Annotated in this window: 16 protein-coding genes and 3 pseudogenes; 11 read left to right on the top strand and 8 right to left on the bottom strand. The window is 63.5% G+C overall.

Annotation, left to right across the window (positions count from 1 at the left end; translation table 11 throughout):
- Positions 1 to 13 precede the first annotated feature (13 nt).
- The 4 genes and pseudogenes from ACRAQ3_RS19780 to ACRAQ3_RS19765 all read left to right on the top strand — a co-directional run.
- Positions 14 to 1,369 carry a formimidoylglutamate deiminase gene (locus tag ACRAQ3_RS19780; protein WP_432257077.1) on the top strand — a complete coding sequence of 452 codons (1,356 nt, stop codon included), beginning with the start codon at positions 14 to 16 and terminating at the stop codon, positions 1,367 to 1,369.
- A gap of 96 nt (positions 1,370 to 1,465) precedes the next feature.
- Positions 1,466 to 1,609 carry a hypothetical protein gene (locus ACRAQ3_RS19775; RefSeq protein WP_432257076.1) on the top strand — a complete coding sequence of 48 codons (144 nt, stop codon included), beginning with the start codon at positions 1,466 to 1,468 and terminating at the stop codon, positions 1,607 to 1,609.
- Positions 1,610 to 1,784: 175 nt separating this feature from the next.
- Entirely contained in the window at positions 1,785 to 2,618 is an 834-nt protein-coding gene (locus ACRAQ3_RS19770; protein WP_432257075.1) for a shikimate dehydrogenase family protein, read from the top strand.
- 2 nt (positions 2,619 to 2,620) lie between these two features.
- Positions 2,621 to 3,467, top strand: a pseudogene (locus tag ACRAQ3_RS19765) (sugar phosphate isomerase/epimerase family protein); the annotation flags it as partial.
- Positions 3,468 to 3,511: 44 nt separating this feature from the next.
- Here ACRAQ3_RS19765 and ACRAQ3_RS19760 read toward each other — a convergent pair.
- A pseudogene (locus ACRAQ3_RS19760) lies at positions 3,512 to 3,613 on the bottom strand (hypothetical protein); the annotation flags it as partial.
- Between the two features lie 135 nt (positions 3,614 to 3,748).
- The gene (locus ACRAQ3_RS19755; RefSeq protein WP_432257074.1) at positions 3,749 to 4,759 is read right to left on the bottom strand and encodes an IS30 family transposase; all 1,011 of its coding nucleotides are present in this window, start codon (positions 4,757 to 4,759) and stop codon (positions 3,749 to 3,751) included.
- Between the two features lie 444 nt (positions 4,760 to 5,203).
- On the opposite strand from ACRAQ3_RS19755, the gene ACRAQ3_RS19750 reads away from it, so the two are divergent.
- The 6 genes and pseudogenes from ACRAQ3_RS19750 (at position 5,204) to ACRAQ3_RS19725 (ending at position 9,896) form a co-directional block, all read left to right on the top strand.
- Complete coding sequence (locus ACRAQ3_RS19750; protein WP_432257073.1) at positions 5,204 to 5,989, top strand: ion transporter; 786 nt, start codon at positions 5,204 to 5,206, stop codon at positions 5,987 to 5,989.
- Between the two features lie 343 nt (positions 5,990 to 6,332).
- Positions 6,333 to 7,361, top strand: a complete 1,029-nt coding sequence (locus ACRAQ3_RS19745) for an IS110 family transposase (RefSeq protein WP_432257072.1) — start codon at positions 6,333 to 6,335, stop codon at positions 7,359 to 7,361.
- Positions 7,362 to 7,790: 429 nt separating this feature from the next.
- Positions 7,791 to 7,970: pseudogene (locus tag ACRAQ3_RS19740) on the top strand (hypothetical protein); the annotation flags it as partial.
- 377 nt (positions 7,971 to 8,347) lie between these two features.
- Positions 8,348 to 8,470, top strand: coding sequence for a hypothetical protein (locus ACRAQ3_RS19735; RefSeq protein WP_432257071.1), 123 nt, complete (start codon positions 8,348 to 8,350; stop codon positions 8,468 to 8,470).
- A 12-nt stretch (positions 8,471 to 8,482) separates the two neighbouring features.
- Positions 8,483 to 8,794 (top strand): divalent-cation tolerance protein CutA, encoded by a 312-nt coding sequence (cutA, locus tag ACRAQ3_RS19730; protein WP_432257070.1) that lies wholly within the window; start codon positions 8,483 to 8,485, stop codon positions 8,792 to 8,794.
- Between the two features lie 535 nt (positions 8,795 to 9,329).
- Positions 9,330 to 9,896, top strand: coding sequence for a DUF3085 domain-containing protein (locus ACRAQ3_RS19725; RefSeq protein WP_432257069.1), 567 nt, complete (start codon positions 9,330 to 9,332; stop codon positions 9,894 to 9,896).
- Positions 9,897 to 10,136: 240 nt separating this feature from the next.
- Here ACRAQ3_RS19725 and ACRAQ3_RS19720 read toward each other — a convergent pair whose 3' ends face one another.
- From ACRAQ3_RS19720 to ACRAQ3_RS19700, 5 genes are all read right to left on the bottom strand, one after another.
- Positions 10,137 to 10,967, bottom strand: a complete 831-nt coding sequence (locus tag ACRAQ3_RS19720) for a DUF7282 domain-containing protein (protein WP_432257068.1) — start codon at positions 10,965 to 10,967, stop codon at positions 10,137 to 10,139.
- Between the two features lie 643 nt (positions 10,968 to 11,610).
- Positions 11,611 to 12,744 carry a radical SAM/SPASM domain-containing protein gene (locus ACRAQ3_RS19715; protein WP_432257067.1) on the bottom strand — a complete coding sequence of 378 codons (1,134 nt, stop codon included), beginning with the start codon at positions 12,742 to 12,744 and terminating at the stop codon, positions 11,611 to 11,613.
- A 30-nt stretch (positions 12,745 to 12,774) separates the two neighbouring features.
- Positions 12,775 to 14,013: a glycosyltransferase gene (locus ACRAQ3_RS19710; RefSeq protein ID WP_432257066.1), complete on the bottom strand. Its 1,239-nt coding sequence runs from the start codon at positions 14,011 to 14,013 to the stop codon at positions 12,775 to 12,777.
- Positions 13,973 to 15,766 carry an ABC transporter ATP-binding protein gene (locus ACRAQ3_RS19705; RefSeq protein ID WP_432257065.1) on the bottom strand — a complete coding sequence of 598 codons (1,794 nt, stop codon included), beginning with the start codon at positions 15,764 to 15,766 and terminating at the stop codon, positions 13,973 to 13,975. Before ACRAQ3_RS19705 ends, ACRAQ3_RS19710 begins: the two co-directional genes overlap by 41 nt.
- A 60-nt stretch (positions 15,767 to 15,826) precedes the next feature.
- Complete coding sequence (locus ACRAQ3_RS19700; RefSeq protein ID WP_432257064.1) at positions 15,827 to 16,516, bottom strand: hypothetical protein; 690 nt, start codon at positions 16,514 to 16,516, stop codon at positions 15,827 to 15,829.
- Positions 16,517 to 16,984: 468 nt separating this feature from the next.
- Here ACRAQ3_RS19700 and ACRAQ3_RS19695 point away from each other — a divergent pair, with 468 nt between their 5' ends.
- On the top strand, positions 16,985 to 18,961 hold the full coding sequence (locus tag ACRAQ3_RS19695; protein WP_432257063.1) for a PhoX family protein: 1,977 nt from the start codon (positions 16,985 to 16,987) through the stop codon (positions 18,959 to 18,961).
- Positions 18,962 to 19,201: 240 nt separating this feature from the next.
- Here the strand turns inward: ACRAQ3_RS19695 and ACRAQ3_RS19690 are convergent, their stop codons facing one another.
- Positions 19,202 to 20,176 (bottom strand): sodium-dependent bicarbonate transport family permease, encoded by a 975-nt coding sequence (locus ACRAQ3_RS19690; protein WP_432257062.1) that lies wholly within the window; start codon positions 20,174 to 20,176, stop codon positions 19,202 to 19,204.
- Positions 20,177 to 20,222: the final 46 nt, after the last annotated feature.

The raw sequence follows: 20,222 nt of genomic DNA, 5'->3' as shown, positions 1-20,222 counted from the left end.
TAGGATATAGCCCGTGATATACGCGAAGCAGGCTTTGCTGGCCGAAGGCTGGGCGACGAATGTCCGGCTGGATCTGCGCGATGGCAGGATCGTCTCGATCGATCCCGGCACCGGGCCCGAAGCCAATGATACCCGCGTGGACACGCTGCTGCCGGCGCTTGGCAACCTGCACAGCCACGCCTTCCAGCGTGCGATGGCGGGCATGACCGAATTCCGACAGGCCGGCCGGGACAGCTTCTGGACCTGGCGCGAGCTGATGTACCGTTTCATGGACCGCCTAACCCCGGAACAGATCGAGGCGATCGCGGCGCAGGCCTATGTCGAGATGCTCGAGGCGGGCTATGCGAGCGTCGGAGAATTCCATTACGTCCACCACCAGCCCGGCGGCATGCCCTACGACAACATCGCCGAGCTGTCCGAGCGGATCTTCGCGGCGGCGGCGCGGACCGGCATCGGGCTGACGCATCTGCCGGTTCTCTACAGCTATGGCGGCGCGGGGCAGGCCGAACTGAACGCGGGCCAGCGACGCTTCGGCAATGGCGTGGACGATTTCGAGCGCCTGTTCGACGCGGCTTCGGCGGCGCTGCGGCACCTGCCGGGGGACGCGCGGATCGGCATCGCACCCCATTCCCTGCGCGCCACATCCCCCGGAGAACTGTCGCGGCTGGTGGCGCGGCACGGGCAGGGGCCGATCCACATCCATATCGCCGAGCAACCGCGCGAAGTGCGCGAGATCGAGGACTGGCTGGGCGCGCGACCGGTCGAATGGCTGCTCGACAATCAGCCGGTGGACGGCCGCTGGTGCCTGATCCACGCGACCCACATGACGGTTGCTGAAACTCGCGACATGGCCGCGAGCGGCGCCGTGGCGGGGCTGTGCCCGATCACCGAGGCCAATCTCGGCGACGGGGCGTTCAATGGCCCGGACTACGTCGCGGCCGGCGGCGGCCTCGGGATCGGGTCAGATTCCAACGTCAACATCTCGCTGACCGAAGAGCTCCGGATGCTGGAATATTCGCAGCGCCTGCGCGACACGAGCCGCAACGTGCTGGTCCCGGGCGAGGGGTCGGTCGGTCGGTTTCTCTACATGTCGGCGGCGCGAGGCGGCGCGCAGGCTCTCGCCCGCGAGGCAGGTTCGATCGCCACCGGCAATCTGGCCGATCTCGTTGCGATCGACAGCCAGTCCGCCGCGCTCTGCGCGCTTTCGCGCGACAGCCTGCTGGACGGTCTCGTCTTCGCCGCGACGGACCGCGTCGTCACCGATGTCTGGAGCGCCGGACGGCATGTGGTGCGCGGCGGGCATCACATCGCACGCGAGGCCGTTCTAAGCGCCTATCGCACCGCAATGGAAATACTGGTCGCAACCTGATGCCGCCGATGCGAATGTCCGGCGTCTCGTGCGATGAGGGTGGGTTCAATGCTGGTTGCGACAGGATAGAGCAGTTGTCGTAACCCGGTCGAGAAAGTGCCCGTCTACTGGATGCTGCTATTCGGAGCCTTCGGCTACCTGCTCAAGGCCCACGGCTACCAGGTTGGGCCCGTCATCCTCGGCGTGATCCTTTGCCGGCCGATCGACGAGAACTGGCGCCGGGCGATCATCAGCGAATAAGAGGATCTCGGCCGGCTGTTCGGGGGCATCCTCGGCAGCCCGGTGTCGCTGGTGCTGTCCGGGGCCATCGTCTTCATTTTCATCAGCCAGACCCCGCTCTGGATCGGGTTGCGCGCCCGCTTCGGCACCGCGCGGCCCCGGGGCAACGGGGTCCGACATGCCAAGGGACCATACCATGCCAAGCGACACGCTCCGTCTCGGGTTGATCGGCGACAATATTCGCGCCTCGCGCTCGCCGCTCCTGCACCGCATCGCCGGCGAGATGCTGGGGATACCGACCGTCTATGACAGCCTGATCCCCGCCGAGCTCGGCCATGACTTCGACGCGGTGTTCGCGGATTGCGCCGTGACCCGGGCCGGGATCAACGTCACCTACCCCTACAAGGAGGTCGCGGCGCGCAAGGTCACGGTCGACGACCCGCTGGTGCGCGGCATCGGCGCGGTCAACACCGTGCTGTTCGAGGCCGACGGGCCCAAGGGGCACAACACCGACTTCACTGGCTTCAAGGCCGCGCATGCCAGGGTGCGCGGTGCGGCGGCGCCGGGCACGGTTCTGATGATCGGCACCGGCGGCGTGGGCCGCGCCGTGGCCTTCGGGCTGGCAGGGCTGGGCGCCACCGCGCTGCGGCTGGTGGATCGCGATCGCGCCAAGGCCGAGACGCTGGCGGTCGAGCTCCGCGCCGCAGCGCCGGCCATGACGGTCGAGGTGGCGGGCGACGCCGAGGCGGCGGCGCGGGGTTGCGACGGGCTGATCAACTGCACGCCGCTCGGTATGGACGGCTATCCCGGCACGCCGCTGCCGCGCGCGGCGATGGCAGGCGCCGTCTGGGCCTTCGACGCGGTCTACACGCCCGAGGACACGCTGTTCCTCACCGATGCGGCAGCCGAGGGCCTGCAGATCATCTCCGGCTGGGAGCTCTACTTCTATCAGGGGGTCCACGCCTCACGGCTCTTTACCGGTCGCAGCCTCGACGAAGACGCGCTGCGCAGCCGGCTCCGGGAGGACTGATCATGCGCCGCTCCATCGCCACGGTCTCGGTGCCCGGTGATCTGCGCGGGAATCTCGAAGCGATCGCAGCGGCGGGCTTCGACGGTATTGAGAACTTCGAACAGGATTTCATCGACGAGGCCGGCTCGCCGGCCGAGATCGGTGCGATGATCCGCGACAAAGGACTGGAGATCGAGACCTTCCAGCCGTTCCGCGATTTCGAGGGGCCGACCGGGGCGCGGCGGGCCGTCTCCGTCCGGGCCGAGCGCAGATTCGACCTGATGCAGCAGCTCGGCACAGATCTGGTGCTGGTCTGCTCGTCGGTGGCCTCCGATGCCGTAGGCGGCATCCATCGCGCGGCGGATGAATTCCGCGAACTGGACGAGCAGGCAGCGAAGCGCGGGCCGCGCGTCGGCTACGAGGCGCTGGCCTAGGGGCGGCACGTCAACGATCCACGCGATGCCTGAGGGGTCTGCCGCGCCGACCACCCCAATTGATCCTCGACGGCTTCCGCACGCTGGGCCGCAAGCTCGACCTCGAGACGATCCGGCGCAATCCCGGGGCCCGGATATTCTTTGGGCAGATGTACCACGCGCCGATGATCAAGATGGACCTACTCTACTGGTCGCGCCACTTCCGCAACATGTCGGGCGAGGGCGATCTCGACGGGACGGCCTTCATGCGGGCGGTGATGGCCACCGGTTATCGCGGGCCGGTGAGCCTCAAGATCTTCAACGACCAGTTCCGGGGCGAGCGGGCCGAGACGGGGCCCGAGACGGGCACCGCTCGCTGGTACACCTACTCGACCGGGTGCGGCGCGAGGAGCCGGGGGGCGAGATGGGCCTGCCCACGATCCCCGACCGGATCGCCGCCGCACCATCCGCACGATATCGCTTCAGCAGCCGGAAGATCTGGCGCCGGGTCAGCCCCAACAGGTGCGCGCCGTTCTGGACATCGATCCGACCGTCATCGATCTGCGCCAGAACCTCGACGCGCTGCAACTCGCGCTCGCTCATCAGAACCCATCCCATGCTCGGTCTCTCTGCCTGTGCCCGGTGCAGGCGAGAGTGACACTTCTGCATTGCTTATGGGTGACACTTTAGCTTTGCAGCTGTGAGTTCACGCTGAAGCGCAATTTCCACGGCTTCAGCTTACTCGCCTGATTGCATCGCCTCCATCAGCTTTTCCCGGAAGACTTCGGCCGGTGTCTGGTAGCCCAGGCACTTCCGAGGCGTGGCGTTGAGGCGATCGCAGATCGAAGTCAGATGTCGATCTGTGATCGCCGTGGGGTCGGTCTTGCGAGGAAGGTATTTTCGGATCCGGTTGTTGGTGTTTTCGACCGTTCCCTTTTGCCATGGCGATTGCGGGTCGCAGAACCATGGAGCCACGCTGAGACCGGCCTTGAGATGCGCCCAGGCGGTAAACTCGGTGCCCCGGTCGAACGTGATGGAGCGGCGGGCTGGTTGGCGCAGGGCCTTCAAGCCGGAGATCAGGGTCTCCATGACCGGCTTGGAGGTCCGATCGGCGTTCTTCGCCAGGACGGTGAAGCGACTGACGCGCTCGACCAGTGAGGTGATATTCGCTTTGCCGAACTCTTTGCGAAGCATCACCAAGTCACACTCCCAGTGGCCGAACTGCTGGCGCTCGGAGACCTCCACGGGCCGCAGCAAAATGCTGTGTTCATCGCTGAATCTGCGACCGTGGTGGCGTCGCGTGCCGCGTGGTCTACGACGGCGGCGGTGCTCCGGCAGGTGCCGATAAAGCGCCTCGGACCGGCCATCTCCGGAATAGGCGTAGCGGTAGATGGTCTCGTGGCTGACGGACGTGGCATGGCCCTCAAGCTTCATCCGGCCCGCGATCTGCTCGGGCGACCATCCGGCCTTGAGGCGGTCGACCACGGCAGCTTTCACGACCGGGTGCTGGACCAGCTTGCGATGGATGGCACGACGCTTCTCGTAAGCCCGTTGCGCGGTCATGCCGTAATAGCCGCTCAGCTCGGGGATCTCATCGTCCATGAAGCGATTGCGCTGCATTTCCCGATAGAGCGTGGAAGGGGCGCGGCCGAGCCGCAGGGCGATCTCTTTCATCGGCAATTTTGCTTCACGCCATCGCGCGAGCTTTTGACGCTCTTCGAGATCCAAATGTGCGTAGCAGGTGCCCATCAAGTGTTCTCCATGTAACCATCTGTTTCTATACAGAAGTTGCACTTCGAACGTGAATCCACCACTACACACAACCTATGCGCGTAATTTGTATTATGTATTTACCTTAAATCATTGACGCTACGGATTTGGCTATTGCTGTTGGTACCGAAACCTCAGTTGCGTCGCGAACGGGCGAGCCAGTCTCTTGCCTACTGCAACCGTCCACGCTGATAAGTTCAACTGCGGGCCTTGGCCGTACCCTCTCGAAGAATTCATTTTGCCCCGAGTGCCAAAACGGGACCCATTCGGCCAATAGCCGTCGAGCAGCGAATGGGTGCTGCCAGCTCTGCGTTAACGCGCTCTCCAAAACGGGATGTCGCAGCGATCCTGTCGCACGCTTATCCGGCTTGTCTCCCGCCGCGCCGGTTTGCATAGAGGCGCCAATTCTCGAATGGAGTTGGCATGTCGATCCGGCAGAACATCGCGGACATACTTGATCGCTCGGCGACGCGGAATTTCATCACCGGCGTGATCCTGTTCAACGCCGTGGTGCTCGGGCTCGAGACCTCCGAGGCCGCGATGGCAGTGGCTGGGCGACTGATCGTCTTTCTCGATGTCCTCTGCCTGTCGATCTTCGTGGTCGAGATCGCGTTGAAGATTTTCGCGCGGGGTCTCTCCTTCTTCCGCTCTGGCTGGAACATCTTCGACTTCGCCATCGTGGCCATCGCTCTCGTGCCGGTCACCCAAGGCCTCTCGGTGCTTCGGGCCCTGCGGATCCTGCGGCTTCTGAGGATCATCTCGGTCGCCCCGACGCTGCGCCGGGTCGTCGACGGCTTCGTCTCGGCCCTGCCGGGGATGGCATCCGTCTTCCTGCTGATGGCGCTGATCTTCTACATCGCCGCGGTGATGGCGACCAAGCTCTTCGGAGAGGCGTTCCCCGAGTGGTTCGAGACCATCCCCCATTCCGCATACTCGCTGTTCCAGATCATGACGCTCGAAAGCTGGTCGATGGGCATCGTCCGCCCGGTCATGGAGACCTATCCCTACGCCTGGATGTTCTTCGTGCCCTTCATCCTCGTGACGACCTTCGCCGTCGTGAACCTCGTCGTCGGCCTCATCGTGAACAGCATGCAGGACGCCCACGCGCAGGAAACCAACGCGGCCACGGAGGACTACCGGGACGAGGTTCTCAAGCGTCTGGACGCCATCGAGCAACGCATTCTGGAGAGCAGGTTGCACCACAAGTAGGCCCCGCCGCTCTTGTAATTGGCAGCGGTCCTTTCTGTGCAGTCCATCAAGATGAAACTGCGATGGCCCTGTACTTCGGAGGGGCCAGCCTCCGACTGTACCGGACCAAGCTGCCCGCAGCGGAACACGCATATTGCCCGCCAAGACCGCAGAAAACATCGCATGGGTCTTGTCGCTATGCGTTCACAGCCAACGGCAAGAAGACCTGCTGGACTGCCACTGCGGATCTTGTTTCGTGGATTGTGACGAAGATCGGGTCTCCACGGCGTTGATGATGTGACCGCCCCCCGACGGCATCGATGTGCCAAGGTGGGTTTGCAACAATCCACATTGGAGGGCGGTCATGTCGGAAGTTACCACAATCGGTCTGGATCTGGCGAAGAACGTGTTTCAGGTGCATGGAGCTGATGGCTCCGGCCACGCGGTCATTCGCAAGAAGCTGCGCCGGGATCAGGTCCTGTCCTTTTTCAGCCAAGTGCCGCCATGCGTCGTCGCCATGGAAGCCTGTGGCGGCGCCCATTTCTGGGGCCGTGAAATCGGCAGGCTGAGCCACGAGGTGCGGCTGATCCCGCCGGCGTATGTGAAGCCCTTCGTCAAACGCCAGAAGAATGATGCCGCCGATGCGGAGGCGATCTGCGAGGCCGCGCTGCGCCCGTCGATGCGCTTCGTGCCGGTGAAGAGCGAAGCGACCCAGGGGGCTGCCATGGTCTTCCGCGTCCGGGAGCTTCTGGTCCGACAGCGCACTCAGGCGATCAATGCCCTGCGCGGCCACTTGGCCGAGTTCGGGGCGGTGGTGCCGCAAGGAGCCGCCAACGCCGGGCGCCTGATGGCTCTGGTAGAGAATCGGAGCAGCGGCCTACCCGACGACGCACGAGGCACCCTGGAAGTTCTGGTCGGAACGCTGGCGCAGCTCGACGCTCAGATCAGAAAGCTCGACAAAGAGATTGCCCGTCGCGCCAAGGAGAGCGACGTCGCGCGACGACTAATGACGATCCCGGGCATCGGCCCGCTGATCGCCACGGCGATTGCGGTTCTGGCGCCCCCGCCGGAGACGTTCCGAAGGGGTCGGGACTTTGCCGCCTGGCTCGGCCTGGTGCCGCGACAGCATTCGACGGGCGGCAAGCAGCGACTTGGTGCCACTACGAAGATGGGGGAGCGATCCTTGCGGCGTCTACTGATCATCGGCGCCAATAGCGTCGTCATCAAGCGACACGTCCACAAGGAGGCGCAGCCGGGCACCTGGCTGGGCGGCCTGCTGTCGCGCAAGCCGCCGATGTTGGTGCGGGTGGCGCTCGCCAACAAGATGGCGCGGATCGTCTGGGCCTTGATGGCTCGAGGTGGCGTCTACAGGTCTCCGGTCGCGATGGCGTAAGCCATCGTCGGCCGCGAGGGCGTCGAAGCGAAAGAGGGCAAGGAGTTGTATGGCGCAACGGTCGTGAGACGGGATCGGGAAAACCAGTCTGCAACAAAGTGCCTTCGAGCACGCGGCGTTGATTTGGACCCGACCTGCGCACACCATACGGGCCGGCGGCATGTTAAGCCGCATCAGAGGCCGGACACATGTCAGCACCCGACGGCGCGCCAAGATCAGCTTTGAAGATACCTCTTGCGCTTGGGGCGGTTACACATGTTGCAGAACTCCCCGCCCGACGGTTCACACCACGAAGCAGCCGCTTAGGTGGGTGGCATGACGAAGCCTCTGCCTGCCCGCTATCGCACGACTGTCCGTCGTCAGATGATCTGGGACACGATGGCCTGATGTCGAACGGAGGGTCTGGCTCGTTCGGGTTTCGGTTCATGCCGCAGCCGTGTCGAAGCCAGGATGCGCTGCCTCAAGGCTTTCGGGGAGCGCATCGCCGCGAGAGATCCCGACCGCCAGACCGCCGAGGTCCACATCCGCATCGCCCTCATGAACCGCTTCTCAGCCCTCGGCACCACCGAGATCGTTCGCGTGGGGTGCCCCCATCGGGGAAAGGGGTAACTGCGGCTCAAGCCTGTGTTCTGCCACAGTGCCGGCTGTACGAAGAACGGATTGAGCAGCTGCGCGCCGACGCGACGCGGCAGCTCAGGGCGAGGAAGCGGGGTCGCAGGAATCGAGGTGGAAAGTGGAGGCGCCTGACGCGGTGCATGGCGCTGCCCCGGCATGAGGCGGCCTCCATTTTGTCTTGGTTCTGGGCCGGGCCGAGACAGCGCGCGTGACCGCCGAGCAAGCCTATGCGCGCAATACCCGGCAGGCCGCGCTCTGAAAATGTGACCCGCGGACCAAGAACCGGCCAAGCGGTGACTTGCTGGGCAGCGGTAGCCGCTCGCATAGTTGCGCACCCATATGTCGGCGGCGCGGCTGGGCGGAAGTTCGCATTGGACGCAACCGTCGACGGGCTTGTCGGAACGCTCGATCTCGACCGGACCGGGCGGGTGAAGCTGCACCAAGCCGCCGCCCGGGTGGCGGGTTTCGGGCTCGACCAGCCCGACGATTTTTGAGAGGCTTCGCGCATGCCCATGCTGATCCACACCGGCTGCGACAGCGAGAAGGAGGCGCGCAAGATCGCGCGGGCGCTCCTCGAACGCCGGCTCGCCGCCGCCGTCCATATCCGCAGGATCGACACGCTCTACCGCTGGGAAGGCGAGATCCACGACCATCTCGAATGGCGGCTGGACATCAAGACGGTCGAGGCACGCTGGAACGAGGTGGTCGCGGCCATCACCGAGCTACACAGCTATGAAGAGCCCGCGATCTTCTCGACCCGTATCCACCGCATCACGACCGGCGCGCTCGACTGGCTCGAAGAGAACTGCGCCGAGTGATCGCGGGCGCCGGGCGCGCCGCGTCGTCTCGGCCTTTTCCGGCATTTGACAGGCTTCGCCGATCGCGCCGGTCCCCACGATCTTGAATGGGCGCTCGGTCACGCGATTGTAGGCATTGATAGAGACCTGGACATCCCGAACCATCTGTCGATGGGCTGGCGACGCAGTATCCGCGATGCCCCCCGTCCATCTCACCCCCGACAAGGTCGCACTGAACAGGAGCGAGTGGAGCACGGTCATCGTCCCGTAGTTGATGTCGGGCGTGGGCGGTACGCTCGTCGAGATGCATGACAAGGGAATGAGCAACGACGGATCGCTTCCGATCCGGACGGCACCTGACCTAAGGGAGCACCGCTTCGGTGTAGGTTCCTCTCTCGAACGGTCAGGAGAGCGGATTCATTGTCGACCCCGGCGCTGCAGCGAAGAAGAATGACCCGGGCCAAGTGCAGGGCAGGAAGAGCAACCAGGGCGATCGAGGCCCTCGCCAATCTCTTCGATCGCGAGATGCGGTCCCGCCAGAAAGGAGGCTTCGACGATGAGGGCGACGTTCGACGCGGACCACCTGCTCGAACTCCTGGCCCTTTCGGAAACCGCGAGAACGCGCCGGCCGACCTATGCCCAGCTCTTCGATCCCACACTCTGGCGCGCCGACATGGAGGCGGCGGGACGCGCTGCAGCGATGGAGGGGCTCCGCACGGATGGGTTTCCGAACCCGACCATTGACGACCTCGACTGCACCAGGATTCCGCCGGGGCTGATGCTGGCTGGTGACGAAGGTATCTATTTCATGACGAACGCGGTCTCCCCGGAAATGGAGGCGCTTCGCGCTCGAGGCCGTCATGTCGCCTACGCTCGCGAGGCCGATCCCACCTGGATGCCCTGCAAGGACGTGCGGCATGCCCAGCATACCATCTTCGGCCGAGAGGACGGGGTCGAGTTCCTCGGAGCGGAGCAGCTGCAAAGGGGACTCGTGCCGGGATCGCTCTACGAGATCCACATCACCGCCAAGGCAATCGTCCTGCCGAGCTTGAAGGGGGCCTTCAAGGGAGCGCTTTGCCCTGACCGGCATCCGGGAACAGCGATACGCGATACCCGCCGCTGACCGCCCGACACGGGTATGTGTCCATTGGCAGTAGCTGAAGGGGCTCCCGCCGGCTGCGAAGCATGGATGCGATTATGGGGCGGCCGCGGAGAATGCCGTCCGAAGAGATGAGACCATCTCGGTGGGCGAGGAGCTTCAGCGGGGGCGGGACATTCCCGCCACGTGCCGTTCCCTCGAAGAACGGGGGCCAGCCAATTGACACCTGGCAAGCCCCCCAGAACAGCCCGGAAGAAATCCGGATTACTGGGCATTCACCTCGCCGTCAGCGTCGGCATCGGCATCGGCATCGGCGCCAGCATCGGCATCCGTATCGGTATCGGTATCGGTATCGGTATCGGCAGCGTCGTCTTCCTGACCTTCAGTATCCAGACCCGTGTCTTGTTCCAGATCCGTATCTTGGGTCTCTTCGTCGCCAGCGCCTTCTTCGACAGGCTCGCCGTCCTCGTCGTTGCCTTCCCCGTCGGGATCCTCGCCTTCCTCGATGAAGCCTTCGGTTTCCGTATCATTCGGATCGATCGCGGGTTCGTCTTCCTCGACCGCGTCCCGCTCCTCATCGTCCTCAGAGGCCGAACGGGACTCGGGATCGGCCACATCGGGCGAAGGCATGGGCTCGATGACCACGACACCGTCAGCCACGCCCTCGGGCACGGCGAACATCACCATCACCGGCGCCCCGTCTCGCATCACCGGGGCATCCACATCGGTCATCTCCGGCCCGAAATCGAAGGTGCCGTTGTCGTTATTCTCGACATGCAACATGGCCATCAATTGAGTTCCGGCAGGCAGCGCCTCCGGAATCGTCACCGCCACGTCGGCATTTTCGCCGGCAGTCACCGAGGCATGCCCCAGCACTTCACCGGCCGTGCCATCAGCAGCGACGGCATGCACGACGATGTAGCCGTCCTGCAGCGCGGTGATGAGCGGGAAGGTCACGGTGGTCTGTCCGTCCACCATCGACATCTGCATCATCGCGTCTTCGGTGACCACGATCATCGTTTCGTCATCCTGCGCCAGGGCCCCCCCGGCCATAAGGGCGGTGAGGGCGGCAGCGCTTGCAAAGGCCTTGATCATCGGAACCTCCATGATGAATCTGAGCGCATAACTCGCCACGGTCAGCTTGGTTCATCAGGGCGCTCGGCATGTTCATCTCCGGCCCCGCGCGGCGATCGGCAGCGCGCTCGCCTTGCTGAGAGCCGCCTCAATATCAGTGAAGGCGCACCCCATCGCCCACACCGAAACCTCTCGCTAATCCCTGCGGTGGCTCCGCGCCGTTTCGCGCACCTTGGCCGACGGCATGACGGTGCGCCTCTGCAGCCGAGCCTGCCTGAACGGACATGCAGCGAGACGCGCACCCGGGCTTGGCACCGCCCGGATCCGCGCCGTTCGGCAGCCGGTGATCTCCCGCAGGAGACCAAGCTCCGTCATCGCGTCCAGCAGGGTCAGCGCGGTGCGGATCGGCACGCCTCTTGTCTGGGCAAGCAGCGCCGAACTCAGCGCAGGCGCGGTGTCGCAGGTCTGGACCGCATCGGACCGCCTCGGCCCTGCTCGGCGAAGCGCTTCGAGACGCTTCCCTCGCCGGGCTCCGGTCGGTCCTGCCCGATGGCGCGACAACGCTCTTCCAGCTTGAACCCAACGATGCCGGCGGGGGCGGTCACATCGCCAATGCCGCTCTCAAACTTGAATGCACAGTCGACAGCGGGGCGCCACGCGCGGTTCAGCCGTTCATCCCGGCCGCATAGGCAGCGCGCGATGGACGATGCAAGTTCACCCGCTTGTCATAGCCGCAATTGCAGTTCGGGCATTTCAGGTTGAAGGCATGCCGCGCGAAGCTCCGGTGCCGCTCGTTGAACAACAGCTCAGAAAGCCTGTGCTCGTGCAGAGAGCCGAGCTTGAAAGTGACGAAGCACATCTGAACCGTCCCGTCTGGTCCGATCCAGAGCATGTCATGGCTGGTGCATGGCAGCCGCATCGCGGATTTGCGGATCAACCAGTCGGGAATCGAGCGGATACCGCGTTCCGTATTGCGGATGAGACCGGGGTCGCGCTGCTTTTCTTCAAGCAGGATCGAGGCGACCTCCTCCAGGATCGGGCGATCCTCCTCTTCGAACCAGAAGCGCTGTTCGCTTTCATGCTCGGGTCTCACGAAATAGGGGAGGGAGTAATGGATAAGATTTATGTAAACCTGCATCTGGTGGTCACGCGCGAACTGCAATGTCCGCCTGACGCTGTCGGGTCGTCCTGTGCTGCGCATCAGCAGCCAATCCAGGCCCATCGGCAATGTGTCGGCCCCATGCCTTGACCGTGTCGCGGCCAGCGACCTGCTCAGGGCCTCGAAGGCTCCGGGCCTCTGGACGTAGGCGTCGTAATCCTCCTCCAGCCCGTAAAAGCCAATCGAGACCCGCTTGAGACCAGCCTCGACAAGCCGATCTATCTTCTTGTCGAGCAGCAGGCCATTTGTCGTGACATACATGTTCAGCCCGTGATGAGCGATCCGCTCGACATACTTGTCGAGGTCGCGATGCAGAAGCGGCTCGCCGCCATAGAGCCGGATGGTCCCGATGCCGAGTTCCTTGCAGTCGTCGATAAGCTTGGCGCCAACCTCCCACGGAAGCTGATGGCTTGGCATGAAGTCCCGGCCGTAGCTGCAGGCTCCGCAGCGCAGGTTGCAGTTCGCAGTCAGGCTGAGGAAGACCTCGTGCGGGGCCGGTCGCACCACCTTATCGGTCACCTGCGCCAGCGAGAAATGTGCGATGCGCATCTGCTCTCTGAGCAGCTTGACCGGGGCGTAAAGTGGTGATCCGCGCAGGGCCTTCTTTACCTGCCTCTCGATCCTGTTGCTGTTGACCATCAAACCGTCCCCCTCGAAAAAACACACCTGTCACGAAGTCACTCTGTCAGGGCGCAGCCCCCCCGGTATGGACGAGGGCAAGCGACCCGCCAGCGCCCGTTCGTAAAGTCTGACAAGATCTCGGCTCCAATCGTCGAGACGGTGATGCTGCTCCACCTTGAGGCGGGCGGCTCGTCCCAGATCGCGACGCTTGCGCGGATCCCCAGCCAGTTCGTACATGGCCGCCGCCAAGGCCGCCGCGTCCTCCATCGCGACGCAGTAGCCGACATGCCGATCGACCAGAGCCTCGGCGGAACCAGCAGGGGTTACGATGACCGGCATCGCATGAGCCATCGCCTCGAGCAGGGCGATGGACAGGCCTTCTTCGCGCGACGCACTCAGATAAACGTCATGCGTGATCATGAGCCGGGAAATATCGCTGCGCGAACCCAGAAAGCGGACCACGGACTCCAGCCCGAGATCGCGGCTGAACGCCCTTAGGCGAGAGGCTTCGCTACCCGCGCCCGCGATCGAAAGGCGAAACGTGATGCCGCGATCCAATAGGTGCCTAGCGGCCAACAAGGCGGTCTCAACACGTTTCTCAGGAGCCAAGCGGCCGACCACGAGGAAGGCCACCGGCTCGGAGGCATCTCGACCGGCGGCGCGGCCCGCCTCGATCATGGCTAGAGGGGGGGCAGGTGGGGCCGGATTGGCAAGCGTGGCGGTCGGCAGAGATCCCAGACGATCACGATTGTCGCGGGCAACGCTGTCGGAGCAGGCCGTCGCGCCCCGGCTGCCGGCCCGGAGCGCCATGCTCTCGGCCAGGTCGCGCAGCCCGTCGACGCCGCGGCGTCCGGGACTTGGCAAGTGCAACCCGCCTATCACTGGGACGCCGGCGATGGCGCCCGCGATTGGGGCCAGTGTGTTCGCGCGTCTCAAATGGGCGTGGACGAGATCGACCTTGGCGGCCCGCAGTTCCCGAGCCAGCCGCCAGATCAGCAGCCCCACCCTGCCCCGCCCAGGAGACAGATGGGCGACGGATACGCCTGCCGCGCGCAAGCGGTCGCAATACCCGGTGCCCGCGGGGGGAGAAAGAACAATTACCCGTAGCTTCAACCCGGCTTGGCGCTGCTGACCGGCGAGCTGGACCAAAAGCTCCTGCGTGCCGCCGCATTTCAGATTCCCGATCACCTGCGCCACATGCAAAGACGTCATGGTCCAAAACACTTTTCCTGCAATCGCAACAAAATCACATATCGGCATTAACGAGAGATCGGAAAAGCGAACCACTCGCCATCAGATCGCTATAGCAACCCGATTCAATTTCACGACCGTCGGCAATTACGAAAATCGTGTCACATTTTCGAACCGAACTCAACCTGTGGGCGGCAATGACAACCGTCATTTTTCCGCGTAAAGACGCAACCGCCGCATTCAGCTCGGCCTCGCTCAGCGCATCGAGCGCGCTGGTGGATTCGTCCATGACCAAGAGATCCGGCTCGCGATACACGGCGCGAGCGATGCCGATGCGCTGGCGCTGACCAACGGAAAGATTGATCCCCCGCTCATGCAACTTGGTGTCGTATCCGTCCTGCAGATCCGCGATGAGTGGTTCGAGTCCCGCAAATGCCCCCGCCCGCCAAATGCGATGCTTCGAATGGTGGTCATCTTGAAATCCGAACTCAATATTCTCCCTGATAGATCCTTGGACCAGTGAGATTTCCTGCGGAACGTAAGCTACGCGTTTTCGCCATTGGCTCCTGTTTCGGTCGTCAATGGACGTGCCATCCACGGAAATACTCCCCGATGCCGGAGTCAGCAGACCAGCCATCAGGTCGAGTATGGTGCTTTTGCCCGCGCCCGTGGCACCGACGATTCCCACGAAGGACCCTGCTGGGACGGTCAGGCTCAGGTTTCGGATCGCGGGCTGTCTAGAGCCAGGGTACCAATAAGAAATCCCTTTCAACTCGAGGGCTCTTTCCAGCCTTGGCGCGGTACCCACATCGGCTGCCCGCGATCCCTCGAACTCTGCTTTGGTAAGGTCAGCCCATAGCGCATCGAGGGACGGCAGATCCGTGCGCAATGCCGTGGCGGCAGCGTAGACGCGCTGCAATGCCGGTATAAGCCGGGCCGCCGCGAAGGCGTAAAGGACAACTAGCGGGAGAGCGCCACTCGAATGTGCTCCTTCACTCAGTGACCAGATCACCAGCAGGATCATCGTGCCGAACGTCAATAACTCAAGGACGGATTTGGGAACATCCCGCAATAGCTCCGCCATCGTCTGTGCCTCGTTCTTGCGCCGGTAGGCCTCCTCGAATTTCGCCCGATAAAATCCCTGCATGCCGTACAGCCAGATTTCCCGAGAACCTGCCAATGCTTCGCCAAGGGTTTTCGCCGCCTGGGCGTTTGCGTGAACCCGCTCGGCACCAAGATGACGGATGCGGGCGCTTACTATGGAAAATACCGCTCCATATCCGCATCCCAGCAGTAGACCCATGGTGATCGCCGCCGCCGGCTCGACCACGATCAGCAAAAGGACGAGGAAGATCGCGGTGCTGCCATTGGCAAAAAGGCGCACGGCGTTCATCATCACCCCGTTCACCACTCTTTCGACCTCAGACTGTATGTTGGAGATGAGACTGGCGGAATGTCGGGTATGAGTTCGGTCCAGGGACTTCTGCATGTACTGCGCAAACAGCCGGGACGCAAAGCTCACGCTTTGACCCCTCGCAAACCTCCTCATGTAGAAAAGACCGAAAATTCGAAGAGATGTAACCACGGAAATGGTTATCAAGGAGCATAGCGCTAGCGCGATCAGGAACTGAGCATCGTCCGAGAACCCGAAAAAATCGTAGACCTTCGCGAAGCTGGGCTTCTCTTCAATCGAACTCGGATCTGCAGCCACCACCAGGAAAGGGATGACAGACATGACCCCGATCATGTCACCGACGCCAATTGCAAGACCAATCGCCAGAGCCATCCACAATCGGCGACGTTCTCGCTGATCGAGCAGCTCTGGTATCTTGCCTAGCAACTTGAACAAACCCGCTCCCATCCGAGGACTAGGAAACCCACACTTTTTTGAGAATGCCGATCGGTGCTCTTACACCTCCAACTGCGTCAATCTCGGGGCACATCGAGCCGAGACGCGTCCGGCGTGCTTTGATGCCACGACCAAGGCCTTTTGGAACGGATGCCGCCTCCATGACATGTGTCGTTCCAGCGGCGGATCGGATGGCGTTGTTTCCCCGGAACCGGCCAAGTCCCGATACAGTGCCGTAACGAATTCGGCGTATCTGGCGTTGGCAAAGGCACTGTAGTGACGCCTGACCAGGCCCAATTCCTCGATAGGGTAGACGCCTTCGAGATCGATCATGCTCATCGCGCTCCCACAGAGCATGCTGTGCGCATGGCCGAACTGGACGGCGAAATATTTGGTGTCTGACGTTCTGTCGAGGACCACCCGAAAGAACGAAGGATCGAAGCTTTTGAGAGGGCGACATTCCTTCATGACATAACCACGGCAAACGCCACGCCCGAATATCAATGCGCGCAATGCGGGGACCGTCCGGTCATCATAAAAGCCGCTTTCCAAAGCGCCCATTATGTTGTCTCGACGAACATAGCTCGCGTTCCATATCTTGTAGTACAGTCGGCCGTTTTCATTGGATTCGGTCGGCCCAGACAGGACCCAACGCGAATGATCCTGACCGCCGATGTGCCGTCGCACGACCTTGTGCAACTTTAAAGAAGCGACATCTATGTCGGAGAGTTCGAGGTTTGCAATCTGCATGCGACCCCCGCGATGGCGTTTTTCAAGCATAGGTCGACAAAGCTGAAGCCGTCAATCTCCAAATTCTGCTATCCGTATCCTGCTTTATTAACGAACCTTAAGCACCTTCGCGCTTCGACTTCCGCTGTCGCCGAAATCCATGGACAAAACAATATTGTCCGCCCCTGCTCTCACTTCCAAGTACCTGCGTTAATAGTACTCTCGTATTAATACGACCGTATTTCAGGATGGCCGGTGAATGGTGTCGGAATGGATCCACGTTTTTTGGTAGCTGCGTTTGCAGGTTCCGGAATCAGGAACCAGTCCGACGGATACAGTTGCCAGTGCTTTCCCGCGGCGGCGGGGCTCATACCGGTCCGGATTTATTGGGAGACGGGCCTGCGGGCGCATTCCTCGGGTTACAACTCGAGGCTTCGGTGCCAAGATCGGCCTCGCCTGGCGACGCGGCCAGGCGAGGGAGGAAAGAACATGAAATTCACCATTTTCGATCCACTGAATCGTTCACAGCGCTTCGACGCGGCCGATGACAAGGGCGTCAACACGTCCGGCGCCCCGACGATCGGCGACGTGATCGCCGCCCGCATGGGGCGGCGGGACCTGATGAAGGGCGCGTTGGGGTTCACCGCCATCGCCGCCACGGTTAGCCCGATGGCGCTGGCCGCCAGCCGCGCCTACGCGCAGACCGGCGAGGGCAGCTTCGATTTCACCGAGATCGAAGCCGGCGTCAGCGAGGACATGGTCGTGGCCGAGGGCTACGACGCCGACGTGCTGATCCGTTGGGGCGATCCGGTCCTGCCCGGCGCGCCCGAATTCGACGTCGACAACCAGACCGCCGAGGCGCAGAACCAGCAGTTCGGCTACAACTCGGACTTCATCGGGACGGTGCCGCATCCCGATGCCCCCGACGATCCGGACCGGCTGCTGCTCGTGAACCACCACGAATACACCAACGAGGAGCTGATGTTCCCGGGCCTTGGCATCCAGGACGACGCCGAGTTCGCGCAGATGACCGAGGAGCTGGTCAATATCGAGAAGGCCGCGCATGGCGGCAGCGTCATCGAAATCCGGCGCGGCGAAGACGGCAAGTGGTCGGTGGTACGCGATTCGAGCTACAACCGCCGGATCACCGCCGAAACGCCGATGAAGATCTCCGGCCCCGCCGCCGGTCACGCGAAGATGCAGACCGGGGCCGACCCGGCCGGGACCGAGGTGCTGGGTACCTTTAACAACTGCGCCGGCGGCATCACGCCCTGGGGCACCTGGCTGATGGCCGAGGAGAACTTCAACGGCTACTTCTGGAGCGACGCCCAGGAGCCGCCCGCGACCGAAACCTCGGACGATCCGGCAACGATCCTCAACGCCCGCTACGGCGTGCCGGGCAAATGGTATGCCTGGGGCAAGTTCGACGACCGCTTCAATATCGACAAGGAGCCGAACGAGCCCAACCGCCACGGCTGGATCGTCGAGGTGAACCCGGCCGACCCGAACTCGACCCCGGTCAAGCGCACGGCGCTGGGGCGCATGAAGCACGAGGGCGCCATGCCGGCGGTCAATGGCGATGGCCGGGTCGCGCTGTTCATGGGTGACGACGAGCGGTTCGACTACGTCTATCGCTTCGTGACCGAGGCCGCGCATGACCCCGAGAACCCGGACCCCGACATCCTCGATCGCGGCACGCTCTCGGTCGCGCGCTTCGACGCGGACGGCACCGTGACCTGGCTGCCGCTGATCCATGGCGAGGGACCGCTGACCGCCGAGAACGGCTTCGCCGACCAAGGCGACGTGCTGATCCAGACCCGGCGGGCCGCGGACTTCCTCGAGGCGACGCCGATGGACCGTCCCGAGGACGTCGAGCCGAACGAGCAGACCGGCAAGATCTACGTGATGCTGACCAACAACACGCGCCGCAAGCCGGGCGACGAGAACGCGGCCAACCCGCGCGCCGAGAACGCCTTCGGCCACATCATCGAGATCACCGCGCCGGAGGGCGATTTCGCGGCGGACACCATGCCGTGGGAGATCCTCGTCAAATGCGGCGACCCCTCGGTCGAGGAGGTGGGCGCGACCTTCTCGCCGGCGACGAGCGAACATGGCTGGTTCGGCATGCCCGACAACTGCGCGGTCGACGCGGCGGGCCGGCTCTGGATCGCGACCGACGGCAACTCGGCCGAGGACACCGGGCGCGCCGACGGCCTCTGGGCGATGGAAACCGAGGGCGAAATGCGGGGCACGTCGAAGCACTTCTTCCGCGTGCCGGTAGGAGCGGAGATGTGCGGCCCGTGGTTCGTCAACGACGACCAGTCCCTGTTCCTCGCGGTCCAGCATCCGGGCGACGGCTCGACCTTCGACAGCCCCTCGACCCGCTGGCCCGACTTCACGGATGGCATGCCACCCCGGCCCGCCGTGGTCGTGATCCAGAAGCAGGGTGGCGGCCGGATCGGGTAAGGCCCGGGCGACTGGCACTCGCCTACCCTCCATTACAAGCAGGTGCGCCGCCCGAGGCGCACCTCCCCACACGCCGGCAGGGAGATGACACCGATAGGCCTTCGGGTTCGATTGGCCACGGGTTCAGCGCTGCCGAATTAGCTCGCCACTGAAGGTGGCTGACCTCGTGCACCGGTGATTGCCGTCAAGACGCCCCGCGACGAAGGTCGGCTTCGGCACTGATCGGCCCGTTCGCGGGTATCACGCGCCGAAACCCGCCCACCACAGATACAGCGGCAGACCGACCGTGATGTTGAAGGGAAACGTCACGCCCAAGGAAAGCGTGAGGTAGATGCCGGACTCGGCCTTGGGCAGCGCGATGCGCATCGCGGCAGGAACCGCGATGTAGGAGGCGGAAGCAGCCAGGACCATCAGCAGGAACAGGCTTCCGGTCTGCAACCCGATCATCGATCCGGCGGCCCAGCCCAGCAGCGCGCCGGTGATCGGCATGACCAGACCGAAGGAGAACAGCCCCGGGTTCAGCATGTGCCGGTTGGCCGAGAGACTCCGGCCGGCGGAGATCCCCATGTCGAGCAGGAACAGGCAGAGGATGCCGACGAAGGGCGTGACGACGAAGGGGGCGATCATCTGCATGCCCTTGTCCTGCGTGACGGCGCCGATCACGAAGGCGCCGGTGAGCAGCAGCACCGAACCATTGGCGAGAAGTTCGCGGGCCGGAACGCTGCCGGTTGCTTCCCGCTCGCCGGAATACCGGTGCGCGATCCACAGCGCCGAGATGATCGCCGGCACCTCCATGCTGGCGGCGACCGCCACCATGTAGCCGTCGAACGCGACGCCGGACAGTTCGAGCAGGCTGGTGGCGGCGACGAAGGTGACGATCGAGATCGATCCGTAATGTCCGGCCACCGCGGCGGCGTTCATCGCGTCCAACCGGGCCATCACCCGAAGCAGCATAAAGGCCAGGAAGGGGATCAGGAAGGACAGGAGCAGACCGGCCAGGATGGCGACCAGCAACTCGCTGCGCAGACCATGCTCCGCCAAGCTATGGCCGCCTTTGAAGCCGATCGCCAGGAGCAGGTAGAGCGACATGAACTTCGCCGCCCCTTCGGGAATGGACAGGTCGCTGCGCACGAAGGCGGCCATCAGGCCGAGCACGAAGAACAGGATGGTGGGCACCATGAGGTTGCCCGTGAGGGTGTCGAGAACGGCAGACACGGCGAACTCCTTTCGGTTTCGCCCCCATTGCCGCAGAAACCCCCAT

It is taken from the genome of Limimaricola sp. AA108-03 (assembly GCF_050847355.1).
In the GTDB taxonomy this organism is placed as follows: domain Bacteria; phylum Pseudomonadota; class Alphaproteobacteria; order Rhodobacterales; family Rhodobacteraceae; genus Limimaricola.
This window is presented reverse-complemented; position numbering and strand designations above follow the sequence as displayed.

What these genes read in the sequence shown, in the direction of transcription:
- ACRAQ3_RS19700 (WP_432257064.1), bottom strand. Translation starts at nt 16,516, where the DNA reads ATGCAGATTGCAAACCTCGAACTCTCCGACATAGATGTCGCTTCTTTA.
- ACRAQ3_RS19720 (WP_432257068.1), bottom strand. Translation starts at nt 10,967, where the DNA reads ATGATCAAGGCCTTTGCAAGCGCTGCCGCCCTCACCGCCCTTATGGCC.
- ACRAQ3_RS19770 (WP_432257075.1), top strand. Translation starts at nt 1,785, where the DNA reads ATGCCAAGCGACACGCTCCGTCTCGGGTTGATCGGCGACAATATTCGC.
- ACRAQ3_RS19750 (WP_432257073.1), top strand. Translation starts at nt 5,204, where the DNA reads ATGTCGATCCGGCAGAACATCGCGGACATACTTGATCGCTCGGCGACG.
- ACRAQ3_RS19715 (WP_432257067.1), bottom strand. Translation starts at nt 12,744, where the DNA reads ATGGTCAACAGCAACAGGATCGAGAGGCAGGTAAAGAAGGCCCTGCGC.
- ACRAQ3_RS19725 (WP_432257069.1), top strand. Translation starts at nt 9,330, where the DNA reads ATGAGGGCGACGTTCGACGCGGACCACCTGCTCGAACTCCTGGCCCTT.
- cutA (WP_432257070.1), top strand. Translation starts at nt 8,483, where the DNA reads ATGCCCATGCTGATCCACACCGGCTGCGACAGCGAGAAGGAGGCGCGC.
- ACRAQ3_RS19695 (WP_432257063.1), top strand. Translation starts at nt 16,985, where the DNA reads ATGAAATTCACCATTTTCGATCCACTGAATCGTTCACAGCGCTTCGAC.
- ACRAQ3_RS19745 (WP_432257072.1), top strand. Translation starts at nt 6,333, where the DNA reads ATGTCGGAAGTTACCACAATCGGTCTGGATCTGGCGAAGAACGTGTTT.
- ACRAQ3_RS19755 (WP_432257074.1), bottom strand. Translation starts at nt 4,759, where the DNA reads ATGGGCACCTGCTACGCACATTTGGATCTCGAAGAGCGTCAAAAGCTC.